The following is an 18,197-nucleotide window of genomic DNA, read 5'->3' as shown; positions in this document are numbered from 1 at the left end:
GATGAAGATCCGTAAAGCGATTATTCCCGCTGCCGGTCTGGGAACCCGCTTCCTGCCCGCGACCAAGGCGATGCCCAAAGAAATGCTGCCCATCGTAGACAAACCAACGATTCAATATATTGTGGAAGAAGCGGTTGCTTCCGGGATCGAAGATATTATTATTGTGACGGGTAAAGGCAAGCGCGCAATCGAAGACCATTTCGATAATTCATTCGAACTGGAATTCAATCTGGCAGAGAAGCAGAAGTGGGAACTGCTGGAATCGGTGCGCAAATCCTCCGAGATGGCCGACATCCACTACATCCGCCAAAAAGAACCGCGCGGCCTCGGACATGCCATCTGGTGCGCCCGTAAGTTCATCGGTAACGAGCCCTTTGCCGTCCTGCTGGGGGATGACATCGTGGAGTCGAACAAGCCCTGCCTGAAGCAGATGATTGAGGTGTACGAGCAATATAGATCATCCATTGTTGGGGTGCAGCCTGTGCCATGGGAGGATGTTTCCCGTTATGGGGTGGTGGACGGCTCTGAATTAGCAGAACGTGTCTATAAAGCCAATCGGCTGGTTGAGAAACCTAAGCGTGAGGATGCCCCATCCAACCTGGCAATCCTGGGACGTTATATCCTGACTCCGCGTATCTTCGATATGCTGGGTGAGCAGCAGGTAGGTGTAGGCGGAGAGATTCAGCTTACAGATGCGATTTCCCGTTTAAGCGAAGTAGAGCGGATTATTGCTTATGACTTCGAAGGCAGACGGCATGACGTCGGCGAGAAGATGGGTTTTATCCAGACAAGCATTCATTATGCACTTCAGCATGAGGAGCTTAAGGAAGGGCTGTTGGAGTATTTGAAGCAGGTTATCGAGAACGAGGAGAAACTGTTTAGCAGGTAAGAAAACTATCGCTTATCTTCATGCATATACTTATCCAACCTCCCCTGAATCATCATAAAAAAGCGGCCTACTGTACTCAGACAGTAAGCCGCTTTTTTTCTATAACTGTTCTGCTGTTCTGATCAGTACTGTGTCTTCACAACAGCCTCAATGGCTGCGGCTTCGGCCGGATCAGCGGCAACCAGCTTGTCATAGACGGGCTGATCAACTGCTGCTCCTGCTTTCTTCAGTGCAGCCAAGTACCAGCGGGCTACCTCGCGGTTAGTGGTATCACTGTAATCTTCACTCAACCCAAGCTTCAACGTAGTGGCAGCTACATCATTTTGTCCTGAGATGACCTGTAGCTTGCCCACATTCAGTGCGATGGCAGGGGTAACCGAGAACGGACGGCCTTGGAGCTGCTCAGGCGGCAAGGTTTTCAAATGCTCCACGCCATCCACTACATGCTTGTATGCGTCCAGACCGCTTGTAATGAATTCCTGTTTCTTAGCCTCATCCTTCTGCTCAGCCGCCGCCGCAGCAAGCGTCTGAGCACGGTTAATCAATGACTCATACCATGTAATATCCCAGTTGAACTTGTAGGCATTGTCACTATATACTGCCAATGCCATATCAGGCTGGCCCTTTAGATCGTAATAGCTGGCCAATTGAGCCAACAGATTTTTGTTGTAAGGCTCATCTTTCAAAGCGCGAGTCAATACATTGGACGCTTCAGCCAGATATTGTTCGTCTTGGGTTTGCTTGAATACCTGCATGTCAAGAGTGGACAAGTATAATGCTGCTTCCGGATGGTACGGACGGGCATCTAATGCTTTGACCAAAGGAGTTTTGATTTCCTCGTAAGAAGTACTAACCGAAACTAAGCTCTTACCTTTGAGAGCAGCATTGCTGGACCCGATGTAATTGATCGACAGGAACAGCAGGAATACCGTCCCGATGGTCAGGACAGCCATGTAACCCATACGAATTCCTGTTTTATTCCAGCTCTGACGGAGAGGTTTGTTATCCATTACAGCGCCCATACCAGCCAAACCGATGAACACCAGAATACCCATGAACGCGTAACTCATATTAAAGTCCAGCAGACTGTGTACAAGGATAGACAGCGCAATAATGTAGAAGAAGAATCCGTTATTGAACTCATCCTTGTCACGTTTCAGGTAGGCACGAATGTATTTGTAGAAAATATATCCGATAAAGCCCATAAATACAATGAACCCGACAATCCCGACTTCGATCAAATACTGTAGGAAGAAGTTATGAACCTGACGGCTTATATAAGGGTTGTTCTGGTACTCTTCATATAAGGAAGCCCAACCGCCGCCGCCTGATCCGAGAATCGGGTAATCCTTCACTACCTTCATGGCATCCTTGTAGAAAGTGAACCGTTCGAGTACACTATGCTGTTTAAAGTTAATGTTCTCCAGCCGCGTCTCGATATTATCCGGTAAAATACTTTTCAATCCTGTCCCGATCAGCAGGAATGCAACGACAGCCACAGCTACGACTGAGCCGAGTGGAATCCATAGTCCTGTGAATCTGCGGGTTTCTGAGCCTCCCAGCCTCTCATGCAGCCAAGGTGCAACAAAACGTTGAATCACCCATCCCAGAGCGCCAACTACTGCCGAGGCTCCGATCAGATAGGCCCAGGCCTTAAGCGCTGCTGATGAGGAATAAGTCGTATTTAACTCTGTTCCAAGAGTTGTCAGCGGGTTGGTAACCAGCAGAGCCGCAAGGCCGGATATCGCCAGATGAATAATCCAGAGAATCTGCTGCGCAGGCTTCAGGAACAGCAGGAGCAGGATGAACACTACAGGCAGCATGACAAGTCCGCCGCGAGACAGGGTCAACAGCAGGGAGACGATGATGGGCACCAGCATGAAGCTGTGCGTCAGCGTACCGTACCACTTTTTGGAGCGAACCAGGGCATACACTGCCACGAACAGGAAGGCCATGAGGAAGGCCGCATAAGTATTGGCATACTGGAAAATGGAGGTCAAACGCAGACCGTTAGAGTCCGTCATGACCGCATCCAAGTATTTACCATTGCGCACCGTGTTGGAGAACCAGCCTACCATACCTCCGGCAAATTTCCAGCTGCCAAGCCAGTTCAGCAGACCGAAACCGACGATGAAATAAGCAATTGCCAGAATAGCATTTTGAATGACAACATTTAGTTGCTTTTGTTGGAGCAAATATAACGCTATAATGAATACTGCGACATACATGCTCTGCACAAACAGCAGATTCATCGCCATATAATGCGAAGCAGCGCCAATAAGCGACAACGCGTAGGTAGCAGGCAACAGCAACGAAGCCACAGCCAGCGCATCACGCTGTCCCTCCAGCTTGAACTTGGTGAAGTACAAGCCTAACCACACCAGCAGCAATAGGCTGCTTAGGAGTGAAGACAGATAGATCGGCTTCTCAAAGTCAATCTGCTGTCCATTAAATAATCCCACTTGAAACGGGGCCCAGACCAAAAAAACAATGAACCCTATCGCTAACGCCCATATGTAACTGGATATCTTTTCAACATTTCTCGACTGAACCGCATTTTTACCGTATACTGGTTTCGACACGTTTATAATCTCCTTTATCTGTAGGTACGAGGATATTTTAGCATATGAGCGATTTGAATAAAACTTTTATCCTTTTTAGGTGAATCTTAAGAGATAGTTAGGAGAAATATTGAATGAAGTTAGTTAAACGAATCTTACTTTTACTTAGTGCTTTATTGGTATTAGTTGTTTCTTTTTATTACATTGAATTGTACGTCAAAGATAATGGGAAAATAATCTTGAAAATGGATGTTAATTCTGAAGTATCTGATGAGTACCAAGTATTCTATTCTTCCTCCCCCGAAGGCTGGGACGAAACTAACTCCGTTAAAAAGATCTATGATCAGAATACAAAGTGGCAAACTCTAAAATTTGAAATTCCTAATGGGTATTCTTTTATAAGAGTAGATATTGGGAATGAAAAAGGTTCAATATCTGTAAAAAATATATATCTAAGCGGTAATTCTGATGTGAAGATCGATTTGTTTAAGAGTGATCTACAATTAAATCAAATTTCTTTATCTAATGATGGCAATAGCGAAAAAGCAGTTCTTGCTTCAACTGGAACTGATCCGTTTTTCATTCTTAATGGAACGGTACTGCTGGATACACTTAATAAACAACTTGATCGCACTCATATGGGGGTTGTTTTAGTTTTAAGTTTGTTAGTAGCATTTACTTTTTATTATGTGGGAAGTTCAGTAAAAGGTATTCTACAGTTTGTTAAAGACTTTGTTAACAATAGAAAGCTTATTTTTAATTTAGCTAAAAATGATTTTAAAACAAAGTATGCTTCTTCATATTTGGGAGTTTTATGGGGGTTTATTAATCCGCTCTTGACCATTGCTACATATTGGTTTGTGTTTCAGGTAGGATTAAGAAATGGGAATATCGGTGATACTCCGTTTATTATTTGGTTTATAGCGGGAATAATACCATGGTTCTTCTTTTCGGATGCTTTATCAAGTTCAACAAACTCATTTATGGATTACAGCTATTTAGTGAAGAAAGTTGTTTTTAAAATTGAATTACTTCCATTAGTGAAAATTTTCTCTGCATTTTTTATTCAAGTATTTTTTGTTGGTTTTATATTTTTGATTTATGGGGCTTATGGACATTACCCAACACTTTATAGTTTTCAATTAATTTATTATATTTTTTGTTCATTAATTTTAGTTGTTTCGCTTTCTTTTTTTACATCAGCAGTCGTTTTGTTTTTTAAAGATTTAAACCAGATTATAGCAGTAATACTTCAAATGGGTTTTTGGTTTACTCCAATCGGTTGGAACGTAACTATGCTCTCTGATTTTCTGGCTCGATTATTTAAATTAAATCCTATGTATTATATTGTTCAAGGCTATAGGGATTCTTTAATAGATCATATTTTATTTATTGACCGTCCGTATCAAACGGTTTATTTCTGGATATTTTGTTTGGTTATGTTCACTTTCAGTCTCAAAATTTTTAAAAAACTTAGACCTCACTTTTCTGATGTGCTATAGGAGTGGTAATTATGAAAATTATTGAGATTAAAAATATTGTTAAGTCCTATAAATTGTATGATAAACCTGCTGATCGTTTTAAAGAATCCATTCACCCACTTAAAAAGGTGTATCACAAAGATTTTGTTGCTTTGAATGGAATTAGTCTTTCTGTGGAAAAAGGAGATGCTATTGGTATTCTTGGAAGAAACGGATCGGGCAAATCAACACTTTTGAAAATGATAACAGGGGTACTTACTCCTACTAGTGGGGAAATACAAGTGAACGGTAAAATATCTGCTATATTAGAGCTTGGCGCTGGTTTTAACCCTGAATATACTGGTAGAGAAAATATTTATCTTAATGGATTAATGATGGGCCATAACAGGGAGAAAATGGACGAAAAAATTGAATCTATTATTAATTTTGCTGATATTGGGAGTTTCATTGATCAACCAGTTAAATTGTATTCTAGTGGGATGTTTGCAAGGCTTGCCTTTGCTGTCTCTATAAATGTTGAACCTGATATATTAATTGTGGATGAGGCACTAGCTGTTGGAGATACACGTTTTCAAACAAAATGTATAGATAAAATGAAAGATTTAAAGCGTAGTGGAACGACAATACTATTTGTTTCTCATGCTTCGGAACAAGTTAAAAGATTTTGTAATAAAGCTGTTTGGATAAAAGATGGAAAAATAGAGTCAGTCGGAGAGTCAAGCGAAGTAGTGGATAGATACGAAGATTATATGAGAAATGATACAAACAGTTCAGAGGAGATGAAAAAACCTCCGAAAGTGGAAGTGGTAGATCCCGATTTTATATTACCCTCAAATCCTGATATTCTCGCATTAATAACTAAGGTTGAAATTAATAAGACCTCCTTTAAAACATTTGATGAAATGTTTGTAGAGATTGAATACGAAATTTATGAAGAAATAATTGAGGACCTTTTGTTGGGGGCAGCCATATACACTCCGAATAGAGAGTACATCTTTGGTCCTAATACCTTTTTGGAAAAAATATCGATACCCAATGATATGGGACGTCATAAAGTGAAATACTGTATACCTCAGATTCCTTTACTTGGAGGTACATTTTGTTTGGATGTAGGTCTATTTAATAATGAAGGATTAGTTAATATACATTATAAAGAAAATTCAGTTTCATTTACAATAACTAATAAGTATTTCTCGGAAGGACTTGTTTATATTAATCATAATTGGGAGGTCTTAAAGTGATTGATATACTATTTGATCAATATCAAAGATATAATAATGTAGCGAATTTAATAAATAATTTAAGGGAAGCTGGGCAAACATTTAGTATTTTAGAGGTTGGTGCAAATGAACATCAAAATCTCGAGAAATTTTTGCCTGAGGATCACATAACATATTTAGACATTCAGCTACCTGATAATTTAAAGGATAACCCGAAATATTTATTAGGCGATGCTACCTCTATGGAGTTCCCCGATAATAAATACAATATCGTAGTTGCTTTGGATGTTTTTGAACATATATTTCCAGAGGATAGGGAAAAGTTTATTAAGGAAATTTATAGAGTGAGTTCGGAATTTTTTGTCATCACAGCACCTTTTCATTCCCCTAAAGTAGTTGAAGCCGAAAGGCGAGTGAATGCAGTATATAAATCAATTTTTAATAAAGACTTTATTTGGCTTGAAGAGCACATGGTGAATGGGCTGCCTATTTTAAATGATCTTTCAGAGTATTTGGATTCACAGGAAATAAACTATGATTTTATAAGTCATGGCGATGTAGACATTTGGGAAAAAATGATGACAATTCATTTTGTTGCGGCACAAAATCCGAAATTAGGCATATATCGAAACGAACTTGATAGATTCTATAATCAATATATCTTTAAATATGATTATGTTGATGATTCCTATAGAAAAATATGTATTGCAGCGAAGAAAAAGGGACTATCTTTAGTGCAACCGTTGGAAACAGATCTGCTAGCAAAAGAGAAACTTATAGCTAAACTGATAGATTTAGAAAGAAAATTTTATATGCTAGCTGGACTTGATATTAAAGAATCATCTAACGTCATAGAGGATTATCTTCAAATTTTTATGGATTCTGGAGATGGTTTTAGTGAAGTGAATAGCAAGAAGATTGAATATGAGGGATTAGAAAAATCCATAAGCATGATTTACAATGGTGTTTCAATTAGTTCTTTCAGAATTGATCCTTCTAATATTAAAGGGACGTTTCGAATTAATAATATTACAGTTAGAACTTCCCAACAGATAGTGGCTAAAGAAGATATTTTGATGAGTGGTAATTATAATTTTGTTTATGAGGATACTTTTGTTTTTTACAATGATGATCCTTTCATAGTATTTAAACTATTAAATGAAGTTTCTATTGAGGAGATTAGTTTTAATATTCAAAAATTAATCGAAAATGATATGTCGATATCACTTATTGAATACTTCAGTAAACAAATTACTGAATTTGCAATGAAAGAATCAGAATTACAGGGGAAGTTATCACTAATTAATGAGGAAAACTCACATTTAGCTTATGTAAATGAAAATCTAAAGAATGAGATTAATCGATTTGAGAGACTAATAGAAGTTATGGCGAATGAAAAAGAAGAAATGACCTGTAAAAATAAAGAAATGAAATTAATGAATGAAGAATTGGTTCGAATTAATTCAAAGTATAATGAGGAATTAGAATCTATACGTACCTCAAGATCTTGGATTTATCTATCGAGATTGAAAAAGATTTTTGGAAAGTGAAATCAATGAGGGTGGGTGTTTTTTTGTTGTTTAGAATTAAAAAGCTTTTGTTCTTTATGTTAGGTTTCTTTGGAGTAAGAATTAATTTGAAATTAGTTCCGATTAATGACCTAAGAGAAATTAATAATGAATGGATTGTTGTTGGACCCGATCCGCACTTTTTAGTTGAAGGTAATATATTAAATGGATGGAATGAGTTATATTGGGAGTCGAACTCAGATGAAAAGATTCCATTGAAAATGTACTGGGATGATGGAAGAGGGTTCAGTGAATTTCGAAGCATGATAATTGCGGAAATTCCCAAAGGAGTAACATTGAATAAGACTTTCCTTTATATTCCTAATGAAGCTAAGACAATAAGGTTTGATCCAGGAGAAAAGGAAATACAATTTAGTTTTAAAAGGTTAAAGATTAGGAAAATCAGTAGAGTGTCTATTGCGTTGAGATCATTTAAAAAATATCGTAATCAACGAGGTATCAGCTTTAGGGGGATCGGAGGCCCCCTGAAAAAGGCCTGGGGTATTTATAGGAATAAAGGTATACGGTCACTCTGGATTATTATTAAGCAAACTCTTGAATACAGTAATGAAGACACAGTTGATGATTATTTACAATGGATGGAAAAAAGTCGGTTGACAGACTCGGATATCATTAGAACTAAACAGTCAATTGAAGAACTTGAATACAAGCCTTTAATTTCCATAGTCGTTCCAGTGTATAACGTAGAAGAAGTTTGGCTAAGGAAATGTATTGATTCAGTGCGAGGACAATTTTATCCTAATTGGGAATTGTGTATCTCAGATGACGCTTCAACAAAATCTCATATCAAGAAAGTATTAAAAGAGTACCAGGAAATTGATCCGAAAATAAAAGTAGTTTTTAGAAATTTAAATGGCCATATATCTAACTCCTCTAATTCGGCATTGGAGATAGCAAGTGGAGAGTTTATTGCTTTATTGGATCACGATGATGAGTTGACTCCAGATGCTCTTTATGAAAATGTATTATTACTAAATGAATTTCCTGCTGCCGATGTTATTTACAGTGATGAAGATAAAATATCAGTTGAAGGGGAACGATTCTCTCCGTTCTTTAAACCAGACTGGTCACCAGATTTACTAATGTCTCAAATGTATACGTGCCATTTATCTGTGTATCGTAAAAGCCTAATAGATCATATAGGTGGGTTTCGAGTTGGTTATGAAGGTAGCCAAGACTTTGATTTAATGCTAAGGGTTACTGAACTAACAAGTAACATTTATCATATTCCCAAAATCCTTTACCATTGGAGAGCGATACCAACTTCTACTGCATCTAATGGCTCAACAAAAGACTATACTCATGTTGCTGGATTAAAAGCTATTGAGGATGCAATTCACAGAAGAGCACTTGATGCAACTGTAGAATCAATAGAAGGACATTCGAATGTTTATTTGATGAGATATAAACCAACACATAATCCTAAAATTTCAATTATAATACCTACTAAGAATATGTCCTCAGTTTTAAGGCAATGTTTGGAGTCTATTTTCAACAAAACTACCTATGCTAATTTTGAAGTTATTATTGTAGATAATGGAAGTAATGAAACTGATGTATTCGAATTATATCGTCATTATGAAAGCATTGAGGAAGATAGATTTAAGGTTCACGCTTTGGATATTCCCTTTAATTATTCAAAATTAAATAATTTTGGTGTGGAAAAAGCAAGTGGAGAGTTAATATTATTGTTGAATAATGATGTGGAAGTCATCACTGGTGATTGGTTGCAAGAAATGGCAGGCCAGGCTCTGCGCAAAGAAATAGGTGCCGTAGGCGCTTGTCTCTATTATCCGGATAATACAATTCAGCATGGCGGCGTGATATTGGGAATTGGTGGGGTAGCTGGTCATAGCCATAAATACTTCAATTCTGATCACACAGGGTATTACCGTAGACTGAAAATAGTATCAAATTATACGGCTGTTACTGCAGCTTGTCTAATGCTTCGCAAGGATGTGTATAATGAAGTGAATGGTCTGGAAGAGGAACTACAAGTTGCTTTTAATGATGTTGATCTCTGTCTTAAAATATGGAGTTCAGGTTACAACAATGTTTGGTTACCTCACGTGAAGCTTTATCATTATGAATCAAAAAGTAGAGGACATGAGGATACTATTGAGAAACAGGAAAGATTCTCGAAGGAAATAGCCTGGGTCAAAAATCGTTGGTCCAATTTGTTAGAAAATGACCCGGCTTACAATCCGAACTTGTCGAAGGTGAAAGAGGATTATTCAATAGGAGAACCAGTTAAAGTGCTAAGTAATAATTTGGGGGTAAGGTGTTTAAGGGCCAATAACAAAAAAATAAAATCTATATAATAAAAACTTTTCAAATCTCGATTTATCCAGTTTCTGAATTTTCAATCAGGATTTTTAATTAACTTTCACTTTATTCAGATCTGAAAGAGTAGACCTGTAGTATCTTAGGCCAGTGACATTTTACACATATCAAGGGATTCCACAAAGAAAATATTATGATAGAAGCACGCTAATCAAATGCGGCGATCCACATCATCAACATTTAAACTCTGTTTGCTGCTCCATCTACTCCTGTCGCTGAGATCTTTCGACGAGTTTTGAATTTGAGTAGCCGTTTTCATTCGATGTAAAAAACTTCTATGCATAAGACTAAGTTTTATAATTTTAACTTGGTTTATTTGACTGTATTTTTTTCAACAAGTAATTAAGTATCAACTGAATTGGAGACAACTATGAGGAAAATTAAGAATATTGAAAAAGAAATGATTATATTGATTTTTGGTTTGGTAATGATTGGTTTGTTTGTGTTTAAAGACTTTTTCTTCTTAAAGAATGTCTATATTTATAATGATGTAGGTAATGATACTATTAACTCATATTGGCCATATCTAACTTATTTATCGAAAATGATATATTCAGGCGACTTTTCTTTTTGGTCTTTTAATATAGGAATAGGAACAAGTTTATTTTCAACTAATCCAATTCTTACTGACCCATTTAATATTCTTGCTGCACTTTGGGGACCCCATCTTTTAGTTTATGTATTACCATACATTGCATTGATGAAAATTATGATTGCAGCCTTAGGATTTTATACTTACTTGAAATATATAGGTGTTAATAAATATGCATCTTTAATAGCATCATTATTATTCGGGTTTAATGGTTTTATCATTTTATGGGGACAGCATTACCATATGGGGACAATAATTGTATTTATACCATTTGTATTATTAGGATTTGAAAAGTGGCTTAAAGAGAAAAAAAATATTTTATATATTATTTCTTTGTTCTTTGTATCATTAAGTAGTTATTACTTTTTGTATATGTTTGTTGCGTTTTTTGTTATATATGTATTAATAAGATATTTTGAAGAATTTAAGTTTAATACTAAGACTTTTTTTGAATATATATCTAAAATTGCGGGGTATTCTATTTTAGCAATAGGATTAAGTAGCTTTATTTTACTGCCATCAATTTACGTAGCTTTGAATAACCCTAGAATTAATGGACAATTTTTTGGTGCGGATATTTTGAGTTTTGCTAATGTTATTGACTATTTAACTATAATTTTCAGGATTTTCTCAAATGATATACTTGGGACAGGAAATCAATTTCATGGTGTTTGGAACTATTATGAAGCTCCAATGTTATATACGGGCACGGTATCACTTGTTTTAGTTCCCTTGTTTTTTGTTCATTCTAATCGAAAAAGTAGAATTATATATGGACTTCTTTTGTTAGTTCTTTTTCTTTTCTTACTATTTCCATTCTCTTCACTGTTATTAAATGCTTTTAGTGCAAACTCATATCGTTGGACATTCATAATAATTGTTTTTGTTTCTATAATTAATGCTAAATCTCTTAATTATATATTTGAAAGAAAATTGAAAATAAATACAGGATTTTTAATGATATTATTCTCATTTTTCTTATTTACGTCTATAACTTCTTTGTTGATCGGAAATGATTTGTTGAATTGGGGTGAGTTTTTTACACATTCATTTAAATATCTATTTATTTCTTTAGTATTACTGGCTCTATATTGTCTTAATATGAAATATATATATATTAGTTTATTTAAAAGAGTGTTTTTAATATTAATATGTTTAGAACTAGCATCTTTTTCATCTATAACTGTGAATAGAGTTATGCTAAGTAAGGAAACAATTGAATCAAGTACAGGTTATAATGATTATACTAAGAATGCTTTAGAGTATATATCCAGTAATGATCTTGGATTTTACAGAATAGATAAAAGTTATAATTCTGTATTTTATGCTGACGCAATGATCCAAGGATATAAAGGAGTCAAATCATATAATTCTTTAAATCAACCTGCATATTTAGATTTTCTTAGAAGTATGGAAGTTCCATTCAAAAATATAAATCATCCCAATTACCTCACGGGATTAGATTCTAACACCAATTTAAATAGGCTATTAGGTGTTAAATACTTTTTAGTTAACAATGCAGCAATTTTACCTAATGGATATAGACTTATCAATGAAAGTGGAAATATAAAAATATATCAAGATGACTATGCTTTGCCTTTAGGTTTTGCATATGACAATTTTATTTCTTATGAAGAATTTTCGAAATTCAATGTTTCCGAACGTAGTGATATCCTATTAAAATCATTTGTTTCTAAAGAAGTTGCTGAAGATGCTCTTACATACAAGAGTATTGATTTGAGTAGAATAGATGCTTCTAATGTTTTTAACACACTCCCATTAAATGAAAAAAATATTAGCTTAATAAATATAGAACCTGTAAATGGAGACTTAGGGACTGTTTTCACATTTAATGCTTTAAATAATGACCCGCAGATCGTTCTACCTCTAATTAAGAATGAAAATATGAAGCGAAAGGTTAAACTGTCCCTGAAATTTAATAGTAATATATCATCTAGTGGACAGCTATTCTTTGGAAAGGAAAATAATTTCGTAGAGGAGAATACTAGATCTTTTAATTATATCGCTGGTGATAATTACTTAGAATTTATTTTTGATTATCCAGATATCGAACAAATGAGGTTTGATATTTCAAATGCCCCCGGTACTTTCACCATATCTGACTTTAAAATGCAAATTATTAGTAACGAATCATTAGATGATATCAATAACCTAAAGAAAAATACTTTTAATTTATTTTCGCAAACTAACGACTTTATTAAAGGAAGTATAGAAACAGACACCCCTAAAAAACTTTTCTTATCAATTCCCTATGATAAGGGTTGGAAGGCTAAAATTAATGGCAAAAAAGTTGATGTCTCGAATATTAATTTAGGATTTATTGGTATTGACTTACAAAAAGGGGATAATATAGTGGAGTTGAGTTATATGCCTCCATTATTAATTAAAGGACTTCTAATAACGATTTTTTCACTAGTTGTAATTCTAGTAGTTAATATTAAGAAACTTAGGTATATATTCAGATTAAAATCGAGTAAGACTTGAGGCAGATTTGCTTTATATTTTCTGGTAGGATTTCTTGTGGGAAATTTAAAGAGGAATCTTATAAAGAAAATCTAGTTGGCTAAAGGAGCATAATTAAAAATGAACATTTTATTATTTAATAGGTATAGGAAAATTAAAATAATAATTTTTGTATCCTCTTTATTTTTATTCCTGTATTATTTAAGGGAGAATTATCAAGTTAATTATTACGATGAAACGGGCTACATAAATATTAGCAAAATGATTTTAAACCAAGGTTTGTTTAATATTACTGATGAATTGAGGACTTATTTCTATTCACTTTTAATAGCTATAATTAGTATATTTACAAATGGCGATATTGCTTTAATAAAGATTATAATGAGCGTTTTTCAGTATTTATTCTATGCTTATACTATTTGGTTAATTAGCGAGAAAATGTTTGAAATTTCTCGCCGCGAATCTTTAAGTCTTGGAATATTATTTTTTGGGTTACTAAACCCCTATTTAGTTCAATCAACTACTTTATTCTTAACGGATCTTTTAGCCACTTGTTGCGTTTTACTAGCGTTAACTTATTTGATATTCGGGGATTATGATAAGAATAGAACGTATCTATTGATCTTTTCTTTTGGTTATATTGCTACAATGATACGCCCTTCATCAATCGTTTTTATTCCAATAGTATTTTGCTTAATGATAATTCGTAAAAAAGTAATTAAAGATGTTAACCTTAAGAAGGTTGTTTTTTTTGCTTGTATCATGTTAATTATATTTTTTCCGCAATTATATAATAATATTAAACAGTTTGATCACTGGACGCCATTAATTCATGCTAATTTATATGAATTTCAAAGTAATTTAGCAGCTTCTAATCTTAAATATGGAACAGTAGTTATCCCAGGTGAAAATGCACAATTATTTTTTCCTGCACCATACTCAATCGATTCGTTGAAAAATGGAATATTTGAATTAATTCATACTAACTTCCTAGCATTTATAACAGTTTATTCTTCTCATTTATTTGGTGTGCTAGACTGGGGATATATAAAAACATACATTACTGATTATTACTCCATAAGTAGAATTTTTGGATCTTTGTTTTTATATTTATTCTGGATTTTTGGTTTTTATGGATTGTATTTATTTATTAAAAACAATAAAACTATACTAGAGAGATTTATTATACTTTCATTAGTAAGTTCATTTTTAATATACTGGGGATTTATCGGAACTACTATAATCGAATCAAGGTTTGGTTATCCATTATTTGTACTCATCCTCCCCTTTGCAGGAATCAGCACGCAGCACTTGTGGGATTATATAAGTAACAAGAAAATAGATAAATCAATAAAAATAAATAAATTTTTTAAATTTTCAATTATTAATATTATATTGTTGATTTCATTATTTTACTTGTCATTTTTAATAGATTTTCAAACAGGAAGAATCAATTGGTTGGATTTTTAGGTGAATATTAGGGAGGATATAAAATGGATTCAGTGGTTAATTACAGTGAAATAATAGAAATTGAGGAACTTGGAGATGAAAGAGGGCTATTAACCGTTTTAGAGGGCAATAAATCGATTCCATTCGGAATTAATCGTATATTTTATATTTATAATACTATAACAGGAGTGCGGAGAGGATTTCACGCTCACTATAAGACGAGGCAAGCACTGGTATGTGTTTCTGGTAATTGCAAAGTATATCTAGATAACATCAAAAGAAAGACAGACGTATTATTAGATTCACCTACAAAAGTTTTAATTCTTGAACCAAATGATTGGCATGAAATGTATGATTTCTCAGCAGACTGTGTTCTTCTCGTACTTGCATCACATCTATATGATGCAGAAGATTATATTCGTGATTATGAAAAATTCAAAGAGGTGTATGGGGGATGAAACACTACTTTACTCATCCACAGGCTATTGTCGAATCTGAGGAAATTGGAGCGGACACTCGCATTTGGGCGTTCGCACATATCTTACCTAATGCGATGATTGGATCGAATTGTAACATTAATGACCATACTTTTATTGAAAATGATGTTGTTTTGGGAGATAATGTTACAGTTAAATCAGGAGTCTATATTTGGGATGGCGTTAGAATAAAAGATAACGTTTTTATTGGACCCAATGTTACCTTTACTAATGATCTTAGACCGCGCTCCAAACAGTACCCAAGTGAATTTCTTGAAACTATACTTGAGGAATGGGTTTCAATAGGTGCAAACGCAACTATAATCGCAGGGAACACTATTGGTAAGTATGCCATGGTAGGGGCTGGCTCGCTGGTAACTAAAAATATTCCTAATAATACACTTTGGTATGGAAATCCAGCTAAATTCAAAGGCTACATTTGTAATTGTGGTGAGAAATTGAGTCAACAATTCTCTTGTCCAGCTTGCGGTAAGCAGTACTCTTTAAAAAACGAGATTATTATTGAAAACTAATAAATTACTCGAAATAGAACAGGTGGGTTAAAATGATCCCTTTCCTTGATTTAAAGAAGATTAATCTGCGTCATGAAACGGAAATATTAGATAGTGTTCATAAAGTCCTACACTCCGGGTGGTATATCCTTGGTGAGGAAGTTAAAGCATTTGAAAAGGAATTTGCTACTTATTGCGGTACTGAATATGCTCTGGGAGTAGCAAACGGTTTAGATGCCCTGGAATTAATAATGAGAGCTTACAACATTGGTCCTGGGGATGAAGTAATTGTACCTTCAAATACTTACATTGCATCCATATTATCTATATCTGCAAATGGGGCAACGCCTATATTAGTAGAACCAAACTTAACAACATACAATTTAGATCCTAACAAGATTGAAGAAAGTATAACTTCTAATACTAAAGCAATTTTGGTTGTTCACCTTTATGGCCAGTCATGTAATATGGAACCTATAATAAATATCGCAGAAAAATATAACTTAAAGATAATTGAAGATTGTGCTCAAGCTCATGGTGCTGTTTATGGTAACAGAAAGGTTGGAAACTTGGGAGATGCTGCAGCATTTAGTTTTTATCCGGGTAAAAACCTAGGTGCTTTAGGAGACGCTGGGGCAATTACAACAAATGATGAAAATCTGTATAAAGATCTTCACGCTTTAAGGAATTATGGATCGCATAAGAAATACGAAAATCTATTTAAAGGATATAATAGCAGATTAGATGAGTTTCAAGCTCCTATCTTGAGTATGAAATTAAAATATCTGGATCAAGATAATGACTATAGAAGAAAGATAGCTATATATTATTTAGATAATATCAATAATAACCATATTGTATTACCAAGCGTAGAAGAGGGACCGTTATCACATGTGTGGCATGTATTTGTTGTGAGGACCCCGTCAAGAAGTCATTTTATAGATTATATGACCAATAATGAAATTCAAACAATGGTTCATTACCCTATTCCTCCTCATAAACAAGAGGCTTATAAAGAGTGGAGTGAGATGGTGTTCCCCCTTTCTGAGAAAATTCATGCTGAAATTGTGAGCCTTCCAATCAGTCCAGTGATGGAAATGGATGATGTTAAAAGAATTGTGGAGGTTGTAAATGAGTATAGACCGAATTAAGTTATCGATCGTTGTACCTATTTATTATAACGAATTGAATATTCCACATACTATTCCGCGATTGAAGGACTTAGAGAATATTATACCGGATTGTGATTTTGAGTTTGTATTTGTTGATGATGGCTCAAAGGATAGATCGTTTTCGCTCTTGATGGAGGCGAAAAAACAAGATTCACGAATTAAAGTCATCAAGTTAAGTCGTAATTTTGGTTCAATGTCTGCAATACAAGCAGGCCTAAACTATACTACTGGCGATTGCGTTGGGATCATTGCGGCTGACTTACAAGACCCTCCTGAATTATTTAAAGAAATGATAGAATACTGGAGATCTGGAAAAAAAGTTGTGCTTGCTACAAGAGAAGACAGGGAAGAATCGTTTTCTCAGAAACTATTTTCTAATACTTATTATTTGTTGCTGGAGAAATTTGCTTTAAAGGGATATCCAAAGGGCGGATTCGACTTTTTGCTAATAGATAAACAGGTTGTTCATGAAGTGGTTAGGATCGAAGAAAAAAATACTAATATTATGAGTCTTATATATTGGCTCGGACATGATCAAGTGCAAATTCCTTATGTAAGACAGGAAAGAAAATTGGGCAAGTCGAGATGGACACTTTCAAAAAAAATAAAGCTTTTTATTGATTCCTTTGTAAGCTTCTCATATTCTCCAATCCGTTTTATGTCCTTTATAGGGGTTATAACAGCCATTTTAAGTTTTTTATACGGAGTTTTTGTAATAGTGGGAACTTTATCCGGATTTATCGAGCTTCAAGGTTGGACTACAATTATTGCTTTAATTACTTTTTTATTGGGAATCATTATGATAATGTTGGGTATTATTGGTGAATATCTATGGAGGATATTAGATGAAAGTAGAGAGCGGCCGTCCTACGTTATTGACCAAACTTTTGAATAAAGAATTCTTGAAATTTGTCGTAAGTGGTGGGATTAATACATTAACTACATATTTAATGTATTTGCTACTGCTACTTTTTTTGAATTATTCTTTATCATATACGGTTTCTTACGTTTCCGGAATATTTCTGTCCTATTACTTGAATACAGTATTTGTATTTAAAGAGAAAATGTCAATCGAAAAATTTCTTAAATTTCCCATTGTGTATTTAATACAATATTTCATTAATTTATTAATGTTATATATTTTAGTAGAACATCTCCATCTATCTACAAAGATTGTACCTTTAATTGTTGTTGTAGTGACTATTCCAGTTACTTTTGTTCTTTCTAAGCTTATTATAAAAAGCAAATAACAAATAATATTTACCTACGTTAAATTCAAAATAGACGAATTTTATTCCACTGAGAATGACCGGGGCATACTATGGAATGACCTAGAGCATAAGATATGATGGGACTGTAATGTTTATAACAGATAATTGCCCCATAATGAGAATGGCCATTAATCTTAACTACTAATAAGGGTGGGTAC

General features: G+C 34.5%; 13 protein-coding genes. 12 read left to right on the top strand and 1 reads right to left on the bottom strand.

Features of this window, described 5'->3' with window-relative positions:
* The first annotated feature begins 1 nt into the window (after window position 1).
* Window positions 2–889, top strand: coding sequence for a UTP--glucose-1-phosphate uridylyltransferase GalU (galU, locus tag MHH28_RS19495; RefSeq protein WP_405104667.1), 888 nt, complete (start codon window positions 2–4; stop codon window positions 887–889).
* A gap of 122 nt (window positions 890–1,011) precedes the next feature.
* Here the strand turns inward: galU and MHH28_RS19490 are convergent, their stop codons facing one another.
* Window positions 1,012–3,471 carry an O-antigen ligase family protein gene (locus MHH28_RS19490; RefSeq protein WP_405104665.1) on the bottom strand — a complete coding sequence of 820 codons (2,460 nt, stop codon included), beginning with the start codon at window positions 3,469–3,471 and terminating at the stop codon, window positions 1,012–1,014.
* Window positions 3,472–3,584: 113 nt separating this feature from the next.
* On the opposite strand from MHH28_RS19490, the gene MHH28_RS19485 reads away from it, so the two are divergent.
* The 11 genes from MHH28_RS19485 (at window position 3,585) to MHH28_RS19435 (ending at window position 18,018) form a co-directional block, all read left to right on the top strand.
* A complete protein-coding gene (locus MHH28_RS19485) occupies window positions 3,585–4,952 on the top strand; it encodes an ABC transporter permease (protein ID WP_405104663.1) in 1,368 nt (455 codons plus the stop codon).
* Window positions 4,953–4,963: 11 nt separating this feature from the next.
* Window positions 4,964–6,172, top strand: coding sequence for an ABC transporter ATP-binding protein (locus MHH28_RS19480; RefSeq protein ID WP_405104661.1), 1,209 nt, complete (start codon window positions 4,964–4,966; stop codon window positions 6,170–6,172).
* The gene (locus tag MHH28_RS19475) at window positions 6,169–7,701 is read left to right on the top strand and encodes a class I SAM-dependent methyltransferase (RefSeq protein WP_405104659.1); all 1,533 of its coding nucleotides are present in this window, start codon (window positions 6,169–6,171) and stop codon (window positions 7,699–7,701) included. The genes MHH28_RS19480 and MHH28_RS19475 overlap by 4 nt, the downstream gene beginning before the upstream one ends.
* A complete protein-coding gene (locus MHH28_RS19470) occupies window positions 7,659–10,061 on the top strand; it encodes a glycosyltransferase family 2 protein (protein ID WP_405104657.1) in 2,403 nt (800 codons plus the stop codon). The genes MHH28_RS19475 and MHH28_RS19470 overlap by 43 nt, the downstream gene beginning before the upstream one ends.
* Window positions 10,062–10,453: 392 nt before the next feature.
* Entirely contained in the window at window positions 10,454–13,180 is a 2,727-nt protein-coding gene (locus tag MHH28_RS19465; protein WP_405104655.1) for a YfhO family protein, read from the top strand.
* Window positions 13,181–13,279: 99 nt separating this feature from the next.
* Window positions 13,280–14,629 carry a hypothetical protein gene (locus tag MHH28_RS19460; protein ID WP_405104653.1) on the top strand — a complete coding sequence of 450 codons (1,350 nt, stop codon included), beginning with the start codon at window positions 13,280–13,282 and terminating at the stop codon, window positions 14,627–14,629.
* A gap of 23 nt (window positions 14,630–14,652) precedes the next feature.
* Complete coding sequence (locus tag MHH28_RS19455) at window positions 14,653–15,066, top strand: sugar 3,4-ketoisomerase (protein WP_405104652.1); 414 nt, start codon at window positions 14,653–14,655, stop codon at window positions 15,064–15,066.
* Window positions 15,063–15,617, top strand: a complete 555-nt coding sequence (locus MHH28_RS19450; RefSeq protein WP_405104650.1) for an acyltransferase — start codon at window positions 15,063–15,065, stop codon at window positions 15,615–15,617. Before MHH28_RS19455 ends, MHH28_RS19450 begins: the two co-directional genes overlap by 4 nt.
* A 32-nt stretch (window positions 15,618–15,649) precedes the next feature.
* Window positions 15,650–16,747, top strand: a complete 1,098-nt coding sequence (locus MHH28_RS19445; RefSeq protein WP_405104648.1) for a DegT/DnrJ/EryC1/StrS family aminotransferase — start codon at window positions 15,650–15,652, stop codon at window positions 16,745–16,747.
* Window positions 16,728–17,663: a glycosyltransferase family 2 protein gene (locus MHH28_RS19440; protein WP_405104646.1), complete on the top strand. Its 936-nt coding sequence runs from the start codon at window positions 16,728–16,730 to the stop codon at window positions 17,661–17,663. Before MHH28_RS19445 ends, MHH28_RS19440 begins: the two co-directional genes overlap by 20 nt.
* Entirely contained in the window at window positions 17,614–18,018 is a 405-nt protein-coding gene (locus tag MHH28_RS19435) for a GtrA family protein (RefSeq protein WP_405104644.1), read from the top strand. The genes MHH28_RS19440 and MHH28_RS19435 overlap by 50 nt, the downstream gene beginning before the upstream one ends.
* Window positions 18,019–18,197 lie beyond the last annotated feature (179 nt).

This window comes from Paenibacillus sp. FSL K6-1217, from assembly GCF_045040735.1.
Lineage (GTDB): Bacteria > Bacillota > Bacilli > Paenibacillales > Paenibacillaceae > Paenibacillus_AQ.
This window is presented reverse-complemented; position numbering and strand designations above follow the sequence as displayed.